Origin of the sequence: Neokomagataea thailandica NBRC 106555, assembly GCF_001598495.1 — a bacterium.
Classification (GTDB): domain Bacteria; phylum Pseudomonadota; class Alphaproteobacteria; order Acetobacterales; family Acetobacteraceae; genus Gluconobacter; species Gluconobacter thailandicus_A.
Window position 1 is genome coordinate 52,748 of the sequence record NZ_BCZB01000008.1, and the last position, 18,754, is coordinate 71,501.

Below are 18,754 nucleotides of genomic sequence, written 5' to 3' on the forward strand. Positions count from 1 at the left end.
GCCAATCTAAAGGGATCTGCTCCCAGTTTGGTCTATGGAAGGTTAAAGCCGTATGAACGCGATTGTTGTTACCGCGCTAAAGCGGCCCTATACCTTTGTCGTCTTGTCGATCATGATTTTGATCTTCGGCGTCAAGGCTATTATTGCAACGCCGACAGACGTTTTCCCTTCGATTAAAATCCCAATTGTTGCTATTGTATGGGCGTATACGGGTTTGATGCCCGAAGATATGTCCGGCCGTATGGTCTATTATTATGAGCGTTCGCTCACGGCGACCGTGAGTAACATTGAGCATATTGAAAGCTCCTCATATTACGGTCGTGGTATTGTTCGTGTCTTTTTCCAGCCGGGAACAGATACAGCCGTTGCGCAGACGCAAATTACTTCCGTTTCGCAGACGGTTATTAAGCAAATGCCGACAGGTGCAACGCCCCCGCTTATTCTGGCGTTGGATGCCTCTTCAGTCCCGGTTTTGACGCTACAAGTGAATAATCCGAGCATGTCAGGCTCGGAAATTTACAACATGGCGTCCAACTTGATCCGGCCTGAACTTGTGTCTGTACCCGGTGCCGCCATTCCAAACCCGTATGGTGGTTTGGCGCCAGATATCATGGTCGATATTGATCCGGTAAAGCTGTTGGCTCACCGTTTATCGCCTGAAGATGTGGCGAATGCGCTGAACCGTCAAAACATCGTCTTACCTGCTGGTGACCAGAAGGTCGGCGGTTTTGACTGGATGGTGAAAACCAACTCAGCGCCGATTGATCTGTCCAGCTTTAACCGTATGCCGATTAAGCAGGTCGGGAATTCGGTGATCTATTTGCGTGATGTGGCGTGGGTGCACCGGGGTGGACCGCCACAGATTAATGCAGTGCTGGTGAAGGGGCATCAGTCGGTTTTGATCGTCATTCTCAAAAGTGGTGATGCGTCGACCCTGTCTGTCGTAAGTGGTGTGAAAAAGCTTTTGCCACAGGTTCTGTCTACCCTACCCGCAGGGACGAGCATGAACATTTTGACGGATGCTTCCGGCTTCGTGAAGGATTCCGTTTTTGACGTTCTGCGTGAGATGGTTACGGCTGCTATCTTAACCAGCTTGACGGTGCTTCTGTTCTTGGGGTCATGGCGCTCCACGGTGATTGTGGCCACGTCAATTCCCTTGGCCATGTTATGCTCGATTATTGGGTTGAGCATCGCGGGGCAGTCGATCAATGTGATGACGCTGGGTGGTTTGGCTTTGGCTGTCGGTATCCTTGTGGATGATGCGACGGTGATGATCGAAAACATCGACGCGCATTTGGATACCGGAAAAGAGCTGGAAGACGCGATTATTGACGCGGCTAATCAGATTGTCATTCCAACCTTCGTTTCGACGACTTGTATTTGTATCGTGTGGTTGCCGTTGTTTGAGCTGACCGGCATTTCTGGCTGGCTGTTCATGCCGATGGCTGAAGCGATCATCTTTGCGATGATAGCCTCGTTTATTTTGTCACGAACTCTTGTGCCAACGATGGCGAATTGGCTTTTGCCTGCACAAGTAGCTGCTCATCGTGATCCTGAGCATGCGCACCGTAAGCCGGGTTTTTTTGGACGTTTCCAGCGTGGATTTGAACGACGCTTCATGGCGTTCCGAGAGGCGTATCAAGGGCTTTTGGCTGGCTTGATCCAAATTCGTGGTCGTTTTGTCGCGCTGTTTCTTTTTGCGGCCTTGGCGTCGCTTGGTCTGCTCTTCTTTGTTGGGCAGGATTTCTTCCCAGAAATTAAGTCTGGAACGATTCAGATGCATATGCGTGCCCCGATTGGTACGCGTATTGAAGAAACCGGCAAAATCGCAGGCTTGGTTGAGCAGCGTATGCACCGTCTCTTGCCAGGGCAGATTGTTAACGTTGTGAATAATTGTGGTTTGCCCTTTAGTCAGTTGAACCAAGCGATGGTACCATCCCCAACAACCGGGGCGCAGGATTGTGATATCACACTGCAATTGCGGAATGATGAAAGTCCGATTTCCGAATATAGGCAGACCTTGCGTCGTGGTTTGAGTGATGCGTTCCCGGGAACGATCTTTACGTTCCAACCGGGTGATTTGACGGCGAAGATCCTGAACTTCGGGTTGCCATCACCGATTGATGTGCAGATTGTCGGGCGTGATTTGCAAAAAAACTTCACGTTCGCAACGCAGGTGGCGCAGAAGTTAAGGCATGTTCCGGGTATTACGGATGTGTCGGTTCAAGAGCCAATGACGCAGCCGACGCTCTTGGTTAATAACCGCCGTAGTTTTGCTTTGGGGACAGGGATTACGCAGCGCGATGTTGCGCTGAATGCCTTGGTCACGCTCTCGGGCAGTGCGCAGGTTGGGCAGACATACTATCTGAACTCACAGGGTACGTCACAGCTCATTGATGTCCAAACACCTGCGAATTATCTGCAGACCTTGAATGAACTGGAGATTGTGCCGATTGATAAAGGGGATGGTAATCCATTGAACCAAACCCCGCAGCTTTTGGGGGCTTTGTCGGATATTGTACAATCGGGCACGCCTGCTGAAGTTGCGCATTATAACATCATGCCGGTGGTTGATATTTATGCAGCGCCTGAAGGTGTGGATTTGGGTAGTCTGTCACGCGGGGTTGATCGTGTTGTGGCAGAAGAGCGTAAGTATTTGCCGCATGGAGCGACCATGGTTGTACGTGGCCAAGCGGTGACAATGAATGATGCGTATGTGCAGTTGCTGACAGGTTTGGCGCTCTCTATTGCATTGGTTTATCTGATTATTGTTGTAAACTTTCAGTCATGGCTTGACCCGTTTGTTATTATCACGGCCTTGCCGGGGGCGTTGGGGGGAATTGCTTGGTCGCTCTTCTTAACGCATACGGCAATGTCCGTTCCGGCTTTGACGGGTGCGATTATGTGCATGGGGACCGCGACGGCGAACGCCATCTTGGTCGTGTCCTTTGCGCGTGAGCAGTTGGATAAGCATGGTGATCCGCTTAAGGCAGCTTTGGAAGCTGGGTATGAGCGTATTCGCCCTGTGATGATGACGGCTCTTGCTATGATGATCGGGATGATCCCGATGTCGATTAGTAACTCTGATAATGCTCCGTTGGGTAAAGCCGTGATTGGTGGTCTGTTGGTCGCGACTATCGCCACCTTGCTGTTTGTCCCCTGTGTTTTTGCTCTACTACATTACAAACGGCCGACCGCGCCGGAAGGAGATCACGCGTGAACCAGTCTACGCAACAAGGCTCAGGCGTGTTCGGGCCACGAGGAAAGCTCATTTTTGTCATTGTCGTCTTGATCGCTCTGGTCATCGCGATTTGGGGTATTCTTGGGCGCATGGCCGATCACGCGAATGTGGCGCGTGAGACGGAGGAAGTCTCAGCTCCGCCGGTATCGTTGATTATGCCGCAAGCCGGGCCGAAAACCCGTGAGGTTGATCTCCCAGCAAACTTGGCAGCTTGGTATGAAGCGCCGATTTATGCTCAGGTCTCTGGCTATGTGAAAATGTGGTACAAAGATTATGGCGCACATGTGAAGCAGGGGGACTTGCTGGCTGAGATCAATACTCCGAGTATTGATGCGCAATATGCGGCTGCGAAAGCGCATTATAATGTGGTCTTGGCCCGTTATAAACTAGCCGTTATTACGACCAATCGTTGGACCGCACTGAAAAATACGCAGGCTGTCTCACGCCAGGAAGTGGACGTTCAGGCCGCCAATGCTGCCGCGCAGAAAGCGGAATTGGAAGCCGCAGAGCATGACGTGGATCGTTTCCAAGCACTGGAAGACTTTAAGCGGATTGTTGCGCCGTTTGATGGGATCGTAACATCACGCTTGGTCAATGTGGGGGACTACGTGAATGCTGGCGGTGGTAATGTGAACTCACGCGGTGCAGCGTCCGAACTATTCTCGGTGGCGGATACGCACCGTATGCGTGTGTTCGTGTCCGTGCCGCAGGATTTTGCGAGTGTTATCTCGCCCAAAATTACGGCGCAGCTGACCGTACCGCAATATCCTGGCCGTCATTTCTTAGCGACGTATCTTGCATCAGCGAATGCGTTTAATGCCGCAACGCGTACGGTGACGACGGAACTCAGCATTGGCAATGATGAGAATTTACTGTGGCCGAATTCCTACGCAACGGCGCATATTACAGCACCAGGTGACCCCAATATCTTGATTGTGCCAGAAAGTGCTTTGCTATTTCGGGCGCAGGGTATGCAAGTGGCGAAAGTGGTCGATGGGCATATTCATCTGATGTCTGTAACGGTAGGTACGAATTTCGGTACGACGGTACAGGTGTTGAGCGGTATTTCAGCGCATGACCAGATCGTGGCGAACCCAACCGCGGATATGCTTGAGGGCGATCAGGTCCGCGTTGTGAACTCTACGCCGGGTTATAACGCGCCGACAAAGGCGCAAATTGAAGAAGACCACCGGGCAGAGCGTGAGCATGATGCGAACCCAGCAGAGGCGAGTAGCCGGTGATGCGCAAGGTAAAAGAGGCGCGCTTTTGGCGTGATAAGTATGGGGCACGCGGTATTTCATTGGCTGCGGCTCTGACCTTGGGGTTAAGTGCGTGTGACTTGGCTCCGCAATACCAACCGCAAACTTTTCTGTACCCAGATGGGTGGCATGGCAAAGGCATTATGGTGGATGCACGGCCAGCCGATTCAACATTGCCCGGAAATTGGTGGTCAGTTTTCCATGATCCCATTTTGAATGGCCTTGAAGAACGGATGCTGAACGTTAACCCGGACCTGCAAGCCGCAGCTGAGTCATTTACGCAAGCACGTGATATGGCGCGTGAGGCGGAAAGTCAGCTTTATCCGCAACTTGTGGGTAGTGGGCATATGAGTGATAACAAGGGGTCTCTGGGCCGCTTGTTTAATAACCGGGAGAGTTCCTCATTCGCTTATGAATCGAATGAGGCTTATAGCGGTGCTGCTACGTGGGAGCCGGATTTTTGGAGTAAGATCCGTAACTCAACGCGGATGGAAAAGAACCTCGCACAGGCGACAGCAGCTGATTACGCGCAGGCCAAGCTCAGCCTAGAGGCAGAGCTCGCCAGTGATTACGTGACTTTACGCGGTCTCGATGCGCAGAATGAAGTGTATAGTGACTCCATTCGGTATTTCCAGACGGCAGTAGAAATTACACGCTTGCGTCAAGAAGGCGCTATTGGCGCGGGGCTCGATGTCTCTCGTGCTGAAAACCAGCTTTATTCTGCGATGTCGTCTCAGTCGCGGATTGTGGCGCAACGGCAAGTGATTGAGAATGCAATGGCGGTGTTGTTGAACACAGCGCCTGCAGCGTTTCATATTGCGCCGGTGAATGATGTACGGCTGCATTTTGGTGTTGTGCCGATTAATGCGGGTGTGCCTTCAACATTGCTTCAGAGGCGGCCAGATATTGCTGCGGCTGAACGCCGGATGGCCGCTGCCTCACGGGCTATTGGTGTGTCCCGGGCTGCTTTTTATCCGGATATCTCTATTAGTGCGAGCGGTGGTTTTGAGAATGCCGGGTTCGACCTTGGTGGTATCTCAAATGCGTTTTGGCGCATTGCGGTGCAGGCTGTTGAACCAGCCTTTACGGGTGGTTTACGTCGGGCTGCGTTGCAGCGGGCATGGTCTCAGTATCGCCAGAGTGTAGATGAATATCGTTCTACGGTGTTGTCTGCATTTGGGGATGTGGAGAATGGTCTGACCCAGACGGTGCAATATCGTACGGCGCAAGAGCAAGAAGGAAAGGCTGTTGATGCGGCGTTACGCACTCAACATATGACCATGTCACTCTATACGGGTGGTTTGTCGAACTATCTTGATGCCTTGGTCGCTCAGCAAGATGCTTTGCAGGCGCGTTTGTCACTAGTCCGTGTGCAGACGGCTCAGGTTCAGGCGAGTGTTCGTTTGATGCGGGCGCTTGGTGGTGGTTGGCAGGCAGATTCTTTGCCAAAGATGGGACAAATTAACCCATTTGGTGTGCTGCAATATAACAACTTGCGGACACCTAAAGCTGTTGGTGGTGTGGAAAATCATGATACACCTCAACAGAATGATCTAAGGGGGTTGACCCACTAGGGTAATATAGTCTAGGGGACCCCCTCAATTCGAACGCGGGAGGAGTTGCGTTAAGCGACTCCGTACCACCGCGGTTCGGGAACGCAATATTAGGGGAGTCCCGGATATGGCCAAAAAAGTTGTTGGCTACATCAAGCTGCAGATCCCGGCGGGTAAAGCTAATCCGTCACCACCAGTCGGTCCAGCACTGGGTCAACGCGGTCTGAACATCATGCAGTTCTGCAAAGAGTTCAACGCGAAGACGCAAGGTCTTGAGCCAGGTATGCCAATCCCGGTGGTTATCACCGCGTATGCAGACCGTACGTTCAGCTTCATCACGAAGACGCCGCCAAACACCTACTTCCTTTTGAAAGCTGCAAAGATTTCTAAGGGTAGCCAGACGGTTGGTAAGGCTGCTTCAGTTGGTTCCGTAACGACGGCTCAATTGCGTGAAATCGCTGAGACGAAGTTCAAGGACATGAACGCTAACGACATTGATGGTGCAGTTCGCATGCTTGCGGGTTCTGCTAAGTCAATCGGTCTCGATGTGGTGGAGGGCTGATATCATGGCGAAGAACAAGCGTCTGACGGCTGCTCAAGCTACTGTTGAGCGTAACAAGCCTTATGCACTTTCTGAAGCGGTTGCTTTGGTTAAGGGTAATGCAAAGGCAAAGTTCGACGAAACGATCGAAGTTTCTTTGAACCTTGGTATTGACCCGCGTCACGCGGACCAAATGGTTCGCGGTCTGATCTCCTTGCCGCATGGCACGGGTAAGACACTGCGCGTTGGTGTGTTTGCGCGTGGTGCTAAGGCTGAAGAAGCTTTGGCTGCTGGCGCAGAAGTTGTTGGTGCAGAAGATCTGGCTGAAAAGATTCAAGCTGGTGAAATTGCATTCGATCGCTGCATTGCGACGCCTGACATGATGGCTCTGGTTGGTCGTCTTGGTAAGATCCTTGGTCCACGTGGCCTGATGCCGAACCCACGTCTCGGTACGGTAACGATGGATGTTAAGGGTGCTATCACGGCTGCTAAGTCCGGTCAGGTTGAATACCGCGCTGAAAAAGCTGGTATTATCCATGCTGGTGTTGGTAAGGCTTCTTTCGACGAAGCAAAGCTGGTTGAGAACATCAACGCTCTGGTTGACGCTGTTCAAAAGGCACGTCCAACTGGTGCGAAGGGTACCTACCTGAAGAAGGCTGCTCTGTCTTCTACGATGGGTCCGGGCGTCCGTGTGGACGTTTCCAGCTTCCAGGCGTAATTTTCGCTTGAGTTTGCCGAGGGGGTTTTTCTCCCTCGGTTTAGAATGACGCCGCACTTCGGTGTGGTGGCGTAGGGGGCGATGCTTTCGGGTGTTGCTTCCCAACCTGTCCAAGATCGCGCGTGATACTTTGCTTAAGCGAGGTGTCCTAAAGGGCTTGAAGCCGCGAGCGTCAGATGGGGCGTCAGTGTCTTATGTAGTTTAGGCTGCAATGCACTTGGAACGCTCTTGGCTGGACAGGCGAGCGGAGTAGTTTTGCTTTTAAGTGGGGCTACTCCATGGGTAACCGGGTCTGATTTCGATCAGACTGACGAGGAGACTGGTTTTGGACCGCACGGAAAAACGGGCCTTTGTCTCGTTCCTCGCCGAGGTGTTCGCAAGCACGTCAATGGTAGTCGTCACCCAGAATAAGGGTTTGACGGTTGCTGATGTGACGGAATTGCGTCGCCAGATTCGGGCTGTAGGGGCGACATATAAGGTTGCGAAGAACCGGCTGGCCAGCCGCGCTCTGGATGGGACCCAATTCGACGGTATCGTACCTCTGCTGAAGGGTCCGACTGCGCTTGCGTGGTCTGAAGATCCAGTAGCAGTGGCTAAGGTTATCGTCGAGTTCGCCAAGAAGAACGAAAAGTTGGTAGTGCTCGGTGGCGCTCTCGGCTCCCAGACGCTGGACGTCAATGGGGTCAAGGCTCTTGCCGAACTGCCGTCGCTTGATGAGCTGCGTGCAAAGCTGGTTGGTATGATCCAAACGCCAGCTACGCGTATCGCAGGTATCACTCAAGCGCCGGCTGGCCAGCTTGCTCGCGTTCTTGGCGCCTATGCCGAGACCGGCGACACGGAAGCCGCCTAAGAGTTGGATTTACGCTGCGGCGTAGGTCCTTTACCACGACACTAGTGCATTACACAGGAAGAAAACCATGGCCGACCTGGCAAAGATTGTTGAAGAGCTGTCAGCTCTGACCGTTCTCGAAGCTGCTGAACTGTCCAAGCTTCTCGAAGAGAAGTGGGGCGTTTCTGCTGCTGCTCCAGTTGCTGCTGCTGCTGCTCCGGCTGCTGCTGCTGCTGCTGTTGAAGAAAAGACCGAATTTGACGTTATCTTGGCATCTGCTGGTGACAAGAAGATCAACGTCATTAAGGAAATCCGTGGCATCACGGGTCTGGGTCTGAAGGAAGCTAAGGACCTGGTTGAAGGCGCACCGAAGACCGTTAAGGAAGGCGCGTCTAAGGACGAAGCTGAAAAGATCAAGGCCGCTCTTGAAGCAGCTGGTGCAAAGGTCGAAGTTAAGTAATTAACTCGACTGGATCGCTCTCCTCTTGGGGGAGCGATTTCTGCGAAAGCAGACGGACGGGGCGGGAATCGTATACGGTTCCCGCCCGATTTGCCGTTGGCGAAAATTTCGCGTATAGTGCGCGACTCGCCACGTTAATGATAACCAGTTTGGTCCGGTCGTTCCGGTCGCCCGTCAGGGAAGTGGGTTTTCCTGACTTCTATCCGGGCGCCCCGAAGGTCTGGTGCAGAGGGCAATAATAGATGAACGCGATCGCCAAATCGTTCACGGGACGCAAGAGGATCCGCAAAAGTTTCGGGCGTATCCCCGAAATCGCGCCGATGCCCAATCTGATCGATGTGCAGCGCGCTTCGTATGAAGCGTTCCTGCAGATGAACGTGAGTCCTGACGCGCGGCAAGAAGCCGGGCTTCAAGAAGTGTTCCGTTCGGTCTTCCCGATCAACGATTTTGCGGGCCGTGGACGTCTGGATTTCGTTTCCTACGAATTCGAAGAGCCGAAATACGACGTCGAAGAATGTATTCAACGTGGCCTGACATTTGCAGCTCCGTTGAAGGTGATCCTGCGTCTGACGACGTGGGATATCGATGAAGATACAGGGTCACGCTCCATTCATGATTTGAAGGAGCAGCCGGTTTACATGGGCGATATGCCGCTCATGACCGATAATGGTACCTTCATCATCAATGGCACAGAGCGTGTCATTGTGTCTCAAATGCATCGTAGCCCGGGCGTGTTCTTTGATCACGACAAGGGTAAGACGCATTCTTCTGGTAAATATCTTTTCGCAGCACGTGTGATCCCTTACCGTGGTTCATGGCTCGACTTTGAGTTCGATGCTAAGGACCTGATTTACGTTCGTATTGATCGTAAGCGTAAGCTGCCTGTCACCACGTTGCTTTATGCGCTGGCAGGTGAGAATTATATCGCACAGCGCGCAGCAAAAGAAGCTGAAGGCGGTGATGTTGATTCGCTCGACATCGCGGGTATGGATCAGGATGAAATCCTGAACTACTTCTACGGAATGGTGCCGTTCACCCGTCAGGGTGATTCTTGGGCGCGTCCGTTCGAGCCAGAAGCATTCCGTGGCTTGAAGTTGCTGAGCCCGTTGGTGGATGCCGATACGGGTGAAGTCGTCGCTGAAGCTGATGCGAAGCTGACGGGCCGTATGGTGCGTAAGATCGCTGAGAAAACCCGCGTTGTGCAGGTTGGTCGTTTGGATGTGCTCGGCCGCTTCCTTGCGTATGACTTAGTGAATGAGAATACGGGTGAAATCTACGGCGAAGCCGGCGATGAGCTGACGGAAGACCGTCTGGCAGCGCTGGAAGAGCAGGGGATCACGGAACTGCCGACGCTGGCTGTTGACGGTTCGCATGGTCCATGGATCCGGAACACACTGGCTGCTGATAAGAACACGAGCCGTGATGAAGCGCTGATTGATATCTACCGCGTCATGCGTCCGGGTGAGCCGCCGACCAAGGAAACGGCAGAAGCCATGTTCCATGGCCTGTTCTTTGCTAATGACCGCTATGACCTGTCATCAGTTGGTCGTGTGAAGATGAACATGCGTCTGGATGTTGAAACGCCGGACACGCTGCGTGTTCTGCGTAAAGAAGACATCCTGCGCACGATTAAGATCATGTGCGACCTGAAGGATGGTCGTGGTCAGATCGACGATATTGATAACTTGGGTAACCGTCGTGTTCGTTCAGTGGGCGAATTGATGGAAAACCAGTATCGCGTTGGTCTGCTCCGTATGGAGCGCGCTATCCGTGAGCGTATGGGCTCTGTCGACATTGATACGGTCATGCCGCATGACTTGATCAATGCTAAGCCTGCTGCTGCTGCCGTGCGTGAGTTCTTCGGTTCGTCACAGCTTAGCCAGTTCATGGATCAAACCAACCCACTCTCTGAAGTGACGCATAAGCGTCGTCTTTCAGCGCTTGGTCCGGGTGGTTTGACACGTGAACGCGCAGGCTTTGAAGTTCGTGACGTTCATCCAACGCATTATGGTCGTATCTGCCCAATCGAAACGCCTGAAGGCCCGAACATTGGTCTGATTAACTCACTTTCGACCTACGCGAAGGTGAATAAATACGGCTTCATCGAAACACCTTACCGTCTGGTTAAGGACGGTGTTCTGCAGGACGGCTGGAAGTATCTTTCTGCGATGCAGGAAGAGAAGCTGGTCGTTGCTCAGGCTGATGCAAAGCAGGATGCTGATGGTCAACTGACGGATGAACTGGTTTCCGTTCGTAAGTCTGGTGACTTCCGTGTGGTTCCGCCGGAGCAAGTGACCGCTTGTGACGTTTCGCCGAAGCAGTTGGTGTCTGTCGCTGCTGCGCTGATTCCGTTCCTTGAGAACGATGACGCGAACCGTGCACTGATGGGCGCGAACATGCAACGTCAAGCTGTGCCGCTGGTACGTGCAGATGCACCGCTGGTTGGTACGGGCATGGAATCCGCTGTGGCGCGCGATTCCGGTGCGACGATCGTTGCGAAGCGTAAGGGTGTCATTGATCAAATCGATGGTGCGCGTATCGTTGTTCGCGTGACGGATGATGCAGGTTCAACGCAGGGCGTTGATATCTATCGTCTGCGTAAGTACATGCGCTCTAACCAGTCCACCTGCATTAACCAACGTCCATTGGTGAAGGTTGGTGACACGGTTCATGCTGGCGATATTATCGCTGATGGTCCGTCTACTGATCTGGGTGATCTGGCACTTGGCCGTAACGTGCTCGTCGCGTTTATGCCATGGAACGGTTACAACTTTGAGGATTCCATCCTCATTTCCGAGCGCATCGCGCGTGATGACGTCTTTACCTCGATCCATATCGAGGAATTTGAGGTCATGGCTCGTGATACCAAGCTTGGCCAAGAAGAAATCACGCGTGACATTCCGAATGTCGGTGAAGAAGCTCTGCGTAACCTCGACGAGGCGGGTATCGTCTATGTCGGGGCAGAAGTTAATCCGGGTGATATTCTGGTCGGTAAGGTAACGCCGAAGGGTGAAAGCCCGATGACGCCAGAAGAGAAGCTTCTGCGCGCTATCTTCGGTGAAAAGGCTTCGGATGTTCGTGATACGTCTCTGAAGTTGCCGCCTGGAACGAGTGGTACCATTGTTGACGTGCGCGTCTTCTCGCGTCGTGGCGTGGATAAAGACGAACGTGCGATGGCAATCGAACGCTCTGAAATTGAGCGTTTGACGAAGGACCGTGACGACGAACGCGGCATTCAGGAGCGTAGCTTCTATAACCGTCTGCGTGAGCGTCTGGTCGGTCAAACGGCAGGTTCTGGCTTCAAGGGTATCCGTACGGGTACGCCGATTACGGCTGAACTGCTTGACGAACACCAGAAGGTGACGTGGCGTAACATCGTTGTATCTTCTGACGAAGTTACGGCGGAGTTGGAAACGCTGCGCGCTGAGTTCGATGAAGCGGTTCGTCGTATCAATGCACGCTTCGACAACAAGGTTGAGAAGCTGCAGCGTGGTGATGAGCTGCCACCGGGCGTAATGAAGATGGTTAAGGTCTTCGTTGCTGTGAAGCGTAAGCTTCAGCCAGGTGATAAGATGGCGGGTCGTCACGGGAATAAGGGTGTTGTATCCCGCGTTGTTCCTGTGGAAGACATGCCATTCTTGGAGAACGGTCAGGCGGTCGATATCGTTCTGAACCCGCTCGGCGTGCCGTCACGAATGAATATCGGGCAGATCCTTGAAACCCATCTGGGTTGGGCTTGTGCGAATATCGGCGCCAGCATCGGCGAAATGGTCGATGAATATCAGCGTACGGGTGAGCGTAAGCAAGATCTGTTGGATCGTCTGCGTGAAGTTTATGGCGATGCTGTTTTCGAGCAGGATGTCGCTACGCTTCCGAATGAGCAGTTGGTTGAACTCGCGAATAACCTTCGCAAGGGCTTGCCAATCGCAACGCCAGTCTTCGACGGTGCGTCCATTCCGGATATTGAAGACATGCTGGCAAAAGCTGGTGTGGATACATCCGGTCAGTCTCAGCTGATTGATGGTCGTACAGGTGAGCCGTTCGAGCGTAAGACGACGGTTGGCTACATCTATATGTTGAAGCTGCATCACCTTGTGGACGATAAAATCCACGCACGTTCGATCGGTCCATACTCGCTTGTTACGCAGCAGCCGCTGGGTGGTAAGGCGCAGTTCGGTGGGCAGCGTTTTGGTGAGATGGAGGTCTGGGCACTGGAAGCATACGGTGCGGCTTACACCTTGCAAGAAATGCTAACGGTGAAGTCGGATGACGTTTCTGGTCGTACCAAGGTTTATGAAGCTATCGTGCGTGAGCAAGATGACTTCGAAGCGGGTATCCCGGAGAGCTTCAACGTTCTGATCAAGGAACTGAAGTCGCTCGGCTTGAATGTCGAGCTGGAGCAGGGGGAATCCTGATCCGTGCTTCGTAGCTTCACTTCACGATACAATTTTGACCTGTCCGCGGGAAACCGCGGCGCAGATTGGGGTTTCGGCGCATGAACGAACTCATGAAGATTCTCGGTCAGACCGGCCAGTCCTTGACCTTTGATCACATCAAGATCCAGCTCGCTTCGAGCGAGCAGATCCGCTCTTGGTCTTTTGGTGAGATTAAAAAGCCAGAGACGATCAACTACCGTACATTTAAGCCAGAGCGGGATGGTCTGTTCTGTGCGCGTATTTTTGGTCCTATTAAGGACTACGAATGCTTGTGCGGTAAGTATAAGCGGATGAAGTTCCGCGGCATCGTCTGTGAGAAGTGCGGTGTTGAGGTTACGCTGGCGAAGGTTCGTCGTGAGCGTATGGGCCATATTGAGTTGGCCTCACCTGTTGCGCATATCTGGTTCCTGAAGTCCTTGCCGAGCCGCATTGCTACAATGCTGGATCTGCCGCTGAAGGACGTTGAGCCCGTTCTGTATTTCGAGCGCTTTTTGGTGCTGGATAAGGGCGTCTGTGATTCTGATCAGATCGAGTCCTATAAGCACGGTAAGAAGCGTGACCAGTATCTTCTGGACGAAATTCGCTGTGAAGATCTGCTCGACGAATACCCAGATGCGGGTATTGAAGTTGGGATCGGTGCGGAAGCCATCAAGAAGGCTCTTTCCAGCTATGACTGGGGTATCCCGAATGATGAAGAGCGCGCACTAAGCCTCGCAGCTCAGGAGCAGGGTCGTCCGGATCCGTTCGACTATGACGCAGAAGTCATGGAAGGCGACTCCGAAAAGACGATGATGCGTAAGAAGTTGCGTAAGGCAACGTCTGAAGCTGCTCGTAAGAAGCTGGTTAAGCGTCTGAAGCTGGTTGAATCCTTCGTTGAGAGTGGTTCACGCCCGGATTGGATGATCATGGACATCGTTCCAGTGATCCCGCCGGAACTGCGTCCGCTAGTACCGCTGGATGGTGGTCGTTTTGCAACGTCTGATCTGAACGATCTGTACCGCCGCGTTATCAACCGTAATAACCGTTTGAAGCGTCTGATCGAACTTCGTGCACCGGATATTATTGTCCGTAACGAAAAGCGTATGTTGCAGGAAGCTGTTGATGCGCTGTTCGATAACGGTCGTCGTGGTCGTGCGATTACGGGTGCGAATAAACGCCCTCTGAAGTCTCTTTCAGATATGCTGAAGGGTAAGCAGGGCCGTTTCCGTCAAAACCTTCTCGGTAAGCGTGTTGACTATTCTGGCCGTTCGGTCATCGTGGTGGGCCCAGAGCTGAAGCTGCATCAGTGCGGTCTTCCGAAGAAGATGGCGCTGGAGCTCTTCAAGCCGTTCATCTACTCCAAGCTTGAGAAGTATGGTCACGCGACAACCATTAAAGCTGCAAAGCGTATGGTTGAGAAAGAGCGTCCGGAAGTCTGGGATATCCTTGAAGAGGTTATCCGCGAACATCCCGTGATGCTGAACCGTGCACCGACGCTTCACCGTTTGGGCATCCAGGCGTTCGAGCCGACGTTGATCGAAGGTAAGGCGATTCAGCTGCATCCGTTGGTCTGTACAGCGTTTAACGCTGACTTCGACGGTGACCAAATGGCTGTTCACGTGCCGCTGTCGCTGGAAGCTCAGCTTGAAGCACGCGTGTTGATGATGTCCACCAACAACATCCTCAGCCCGGCTAACGGTAAGCCGATTATCGTGCCGTCTCAGGATATTGTCTTGGGTCTGTACTATCTGAGCCTTGAAGTGCCTGAATACCGTGCGACGCCGGATGAACCGGTGATCGAAGGGGATAAGGTTGTTAAGGCAGGGCCACCGGCTTATTCAGATGTGTCTGAAATTGAGAGCGCCATGCTGGCGGGCTCGTTGCAGTTGCACGATAAGATTCGTCTGCGTCTGAATACGGTTGATGCTGATGGTAATAAGATCCGTGAAACGATCTTGACGACGCCGGGTCGTGCTTTGATTGCACAGATTCTGCCACGCCATCCGCTGGTCCCATTCAGCTTGATCAATAAGCAATTGACGAAGAAGAACGTGTCTGACGTGATTGACACGGTTTATCGTCATTGTGGTCAGAAAGAAGCGGTGATCTTCTGTGACCGTTTGATGGCGCTTGGTTTCCGTCACGCTGCGCGTGCTGGTATTTCCTTCGGTAAGGATGACATGATCATCCCAGCTGAGAAGGCGACGCTGGTTTCGCATACGGCTGACGAAGTCAAGGAATTCGAACAGCAGTATCAGGATGGTCTGATTACAGCTGGCGAGCGCTACAATAAGGTGGTTGATGCTTGGTCGCGTTGCACGGATGAAGTGCAAGCTGCGATGCTGAAAGAAATTTCCAAGCAAGTCATCGGTAAGCCGACGAACTCTGTGTGGATGATGAGCCACTCCGGTGCTCGTGGGTCGCCAGCGCAGATGAAGCAGCTTGCGGGTATGCGTGGTTTGATGGTGAAGCCATCAGGTGAGATTATTGAGCAACCGATTATCGCAAACTTTAAAGAAGGTTTGTCGGTTCTCGATTACTTCACCTCAAGCCATGGTGCGCGTAAGGGCCTTGCTGACACTGCTCTGAAGACAGCTAACTCTGGTTATCTGACGCGTCGTCTGGTGGACGTTGCTCAAGACTGCATCATTGTTGAAAATGATTGTGGTACGGAGCGTGGCCTCACGGTTCGTGCGGTTATGGATAGCGGTGAAGTTGTTGCTTCGTTGTCTGAGCGTATTCTGGGCCGTACGATCTCCAAGGATGTTCTGCACCCTGTAACGCAGGAAGTCGTAGCGCCACGCAATGCGCTGGTAGATGAAGCTATGGCCGAAGCTATCGAGAAGGCAGGCGTTGAAAGCATCGAGATTCGTTCGGTTCTGACATGTGATAGCCGCGTTGGTATTTGTGGTCATTGCTATGGCCGCGATCTGGCGCGTGGTACTCCGGTCAACATTGGTGAAGCTGTAGGTGTTATTGCCGCGCAGTCCATCGGTGAGCCGGGCACGCAGCTGACCATGCGTACCTTCCATATTGGTGGTGCGGCGACGCGTGGTGCTGAGCAGTCCATGGTGGAAGCATCTCGTGATGGCGTGATTACGATTAAGAATCGTAACGTTGTCGAGAACTCACAAAAAGTTCCGGTCGTTATGTCCCGTAACTGTGAGCTTCTACTGAAGGACGAGAACGGTGTTGAGCGTGCTCGCTACCGTGTGCCTTACGGTGCGCGTTTGATGGTGGGTGAAGGTGAGACGGTTGCACGTGGCCAGAAGATGGCTGAGTGGGATCCGTACACCCTCCCAATTATCACGGAGCGTGCGGGTACGGTTGAGTATCTGGACCTGATCGATTCAATTACGCTTGTTGAGCGTATGGATGAAGTGACGGGCCTGAGCTCGAAGGTTGTCGTTGACTATAAGCAAGCAGCGAAGGGTGTAGATTTGCGCCCACGTCTGCAGCTTAAGGACGAGGCAGGTAACGTTGTTAAGCTGGTAAACGGCAATGACGCGCGTTACTTCCTGTCACCAGACTCGATTCTTTCGGTTGAGAATGGCGCTGTTGTTCATGCGGGTGACGTGTTGGCGCGTATTCCGCGTGAAGGTTCGAAGACGCGTGACATTACCGGTGGTCTGCCGCGCGTGGCTGAACTCTTTGAAGCACGTAAGCCGAAGGACCATGCGATCATTGCTGAAGGTGATGGGCGTATTGAATTTGGTAAGGACTACAAGTCTAAGCGCTGTGTCATTGTGAAAAACGATGAGACGGATGAAGAGACGCAGTACCTGATTCCAAAGGGCAAGCATGTTTCCGTTCAGGAAGGTGACTTTGTCCAGAAGGGTGACCCACTGGTCGATGGTCCTCGTGTGCCGCATGACATTCTAAAGGTTATGGGTATTGAGGCGCTGTCGGATTACTTGGTGAACGAAATTCAGGACGTTTATCGACTGCAAGGTGTGAAGATCAACGATAAGCACATTGAGGTGATTGTTCGCCAAATGCTGCAGAAGGTTGAGATTCTGGAGCCTGGTGATTCGACGTACCTGATTGGTGAGACGGTGGATCGTATTGAGTACGAGATTGAGAACCAACGTCTGATCGAAAATGGTGATACTCCTGCGAACGCTATGCCGGTCCTGCAGGGTATTACAAAGGCGTCGCTGCAAACGCAGTCCTTCATCTCGGCAGCATCCTTCCAGGAGACCACACGTGTCCTGACGGATGCTGCAACCTCCGGTAAGATCGATACATTGAACGGTCTGAAAGAAAACGTGATTGTGGGGCGCCTGATCCCTGCAGGAACGGGTAGCGTTATGAACCGTCTCCGTGGTATTGCAGCGAGCGAAGACCGTCGTCGAGTCGCACGACCGGCGACTGCAGTTGAAGATGCGGCAGAATAATCTGCTGCATTGCTTGTCCGTTCTTTAGAGAATGGGGGGTGTGGATTCGGATCTGATTTATTAGCGATTACGCTAGAATCGGTCCAATCTTCGCCGAAACACTTGACTTAGTGCGGAACCTTTTGTAGGTTCCGCGCCCTCGGCTACCCCCGCCTCTCGAGGCGAATTAAGCCGTCGAAGATAAAAGAATCGCTTGCGGTGCCGCTAATCTCCTTCGGGAGATGATTGCTAAGGCCGTAGGCACTTTTTAAGCCGTGAAAGTCGCATCAAGTGACTTTCGTGGCTTGATAAGCAGTAGGCAGGCGGGTAGCCCGCGTGTCGGTGAGAAATAGGTGAAGACAGGGAGTTTTGGCTCTCTGTCTGGAGCAAGACAAGGATTGGGAAGGGCGCATGCCGACCATCAACCAGTTGATCGCGAACGGCCGTGAGCCGGCCGCAAAGCGGAACAAGGTTCCTGCCCTGCAGGGCTGTCCCCAGAAGCGTGGCGTTTGCACGCGCGTCTACACGGTTACTCCGAAAAAGCCGAACTCCGCTCTGCGTAAGGTCGCCAAGGTGCGTCTGACCAACGGGTATGAGGTCGTGAGCTATATTCCGGGTGAAGGGCACAACCTGCAGGAGCATAGCGTTGTTCTTATCCGTGGTGGTCGTGTAAAGGACCTTCCCGGTGTGCGTTATCACATCCTGCGCGGCGTGCTTGACACGCAGGGTATCGCTAAGCGTCGTCAGCGTCGTTCGCTGTATGGCGCGAAGCGTCCGAAGTAAGAGGTATTTGGCATGAGTCGCCGTCACCGCGCTGTAAAGCGTGAAATCCTTCCTGATCCAAAATTCGGTGACGTTGTCATCACGCGCTTCATGAATGCGCTGATGTATGACGGCAAGAAGTCCACGGCAGAGGGCATCGTTTACGGTGCGCTTGAAGTTCTGCGCGGCCGTGGTGGATCTTCTGCTGATCCGGTTGCGATGTTCCATTCCGCGCTTGATAATGTGAAGCCGGCTGTTGAAGTCCGCTCACGTCGCGTCGGTGGTGCAACCTACCAGGTTCCTGTCGAAGTTCGTGCAGAACGTCGTCAGGCGCTGGCGATCCGCTGGCTTATCGATGCTTCTCGTAAGCGTGGCGAAAACACAATGTGTGATCGTCTGTCTAACGAACTGATGGATGCGATTAATAATCGTGGTTCAGCAGTAAAGAAGCGTGAAGACACCCATCGTATGGCTGAAGCGAATAAAGCGTTCAGCCACTATCGCTGGTAAACAGAACCCGCTAAAGGGCTTCCGGCAGTGTCTTGGTTTTCTGAGGCACTCACTGGGAAGAACTTTTCAGTCTTACCCCCGCCTTATGGA

The 18,754-nt window shown here is 52.9% G+C and carries 11 protein-coding genes; all 11 read left to right on the forward strand.

All coding sequences use genetic code 11. The annotated features are described in order from the left end of the window. Positions 1-52 precede the first annotated feature (52 nt). The 11 genes from NTH01S_RS03855 (at position 53) to rpsG (ending at position 18,664) form a co-directional block, all read left to right on the forward strand. Complete coding sequence (locus NTH01S_RS03855; protein ID WP_068169696.1) at positions 53-3,220, forward strand: efflux RND transporter permease subunit; 3,168 nt, start codon at positions 53-55, stop codon at positions 3,218-3,220. Beyond that, a complete protein-coding gene (locus tag NTH01S_RS03860) occupies positions 3,217-4,482 on the forward strand; it encodes an efflux RND transporter periplasmic adaptor subunit (protein WP_245642140.1) in 1,266 nt (421 codons plus the stop codon). The genes NTH01S_RS03855 and NTH01S_RS03860 overlap by 4 nt, the downstream gene beginning before the upstream one ends. Then, positions 4,482-6,074, forward strand: coding sequence for an efflux transporter outer membrane subunit (locus NTH01S_RS03865; protein WP_068169699.1), 1,593 nt, complete (start codon positions 4,482-4,484; stop codon positions 6,072-6,074). The genes NTH01S_RS03860 and NTH01S_RS03865 overlap by 1 nt, the downstream gene beginning before the upstream one ends. 106 nt (positions 6,075-6,180) lie before the next feature. Next, the gene (gene rplK / locus NTH01S_RS03870) at positions 6,181-6,615 is read left to right on the forward strand and encodes a 50S ribosomal protein L11 (RefSeq protein ID WP_068169702.1); all 435 of its coding nucleotides are present in this window, start codon (positions 6,181-6,183) and stop codon (positions 6,613-6,615) included. A gap of 4 nt (positions 6,616-6,619) precedes the next feature. Continuing rightward, positions 6,620-7,312, forward strand: coding sequence for a 50S ribosomal protein L1 (gene rplA / locus NTH01S_RS03875; RefSeq protein ID WP_068169705.1), 693 nt, complete (start codon positions 6,620-6,622; stop codon positions 7,310-7,312). Between the two features lie 325 nt (positions 7,313-7,637). Further along, positions 7,638-8,162, forward strand: coding sequence for a 50S ribosomal protein L10 (gene rplJ, locus NTH01S_RS03880; protein WP_068169709.1), 525 nt, complete (start codon positions 7,638-7,640; stop codon positions 8,160-8,162). 67 nt (positions 8,163-8,229) lie between these two features. Beyond that, on the forward strand, positions 8,230-8,601 hold the full coding sequence (rplL, locus tag NTH01S_RS03885; protein WP_068169712.1) for a 50S ribosomal protein L7/L12: 372 nt from the start codon (positions 8,230-8,232) through the stop codon (positions 8,599-8,601). A gap of 242 nt (positions 8,602-8,843) precedes the next feature. Further along, positions 8,844-13,016 carry a DNA-directed RNA polymerase subunit beta gene (rpoB, locus tag NTH01S_RS03890; RefSeq protein ID WP_068169716.1) on the forward strand — a complete coding sequence of 1,391 codons (4,173 nt, stop codon included), beginning with the start codon at positions 8,844-8,846 and terminating at the stop codon, positions 13,014-13,016. Between the two features lie 80 nt (positions 13,017-13,096). Further along, positions 13,097-17,413 (forward strand): DNA-directed RNA polymerase subunit beta', encoded by a 4,317-nt coding sequence (gene rpoC / locus NTH01S_RS03895; protein WP_068169719.1) that lies wholly within the window; start codon positions 13,097-13,099, stop codon positions 17,411-17,413. Positions 17,414-17,803: 390 nt separating this feature from the next. Further along, positions 17,804-18,175: a 30S ribosomal protein S12 gene (rpsL, locus tag NTH01S_RS03900; RefSeq protein ID WP_010502158.1), complete on the forward strand. Its 372-nt coding sequence runs from the start codon at positions 17,804-17,806 to the stop codon at positions 18,173-18,175. A gap of 12 nt (positions 18,176-18,187) precedes the next feature. Further along, positions 18,188-18,664, forward strand: a complete 477-nt coding sequence (gene rpsG, locus NTH01S_RS03905) for a 30S ribosomal protein S7 (protein WP_068169722.1) — start codon at positions 18,188-18,190, stop codon at positions 18,662-18,664. Positions 18,665-18,754 lie beyond the last annotated feature (90 nt).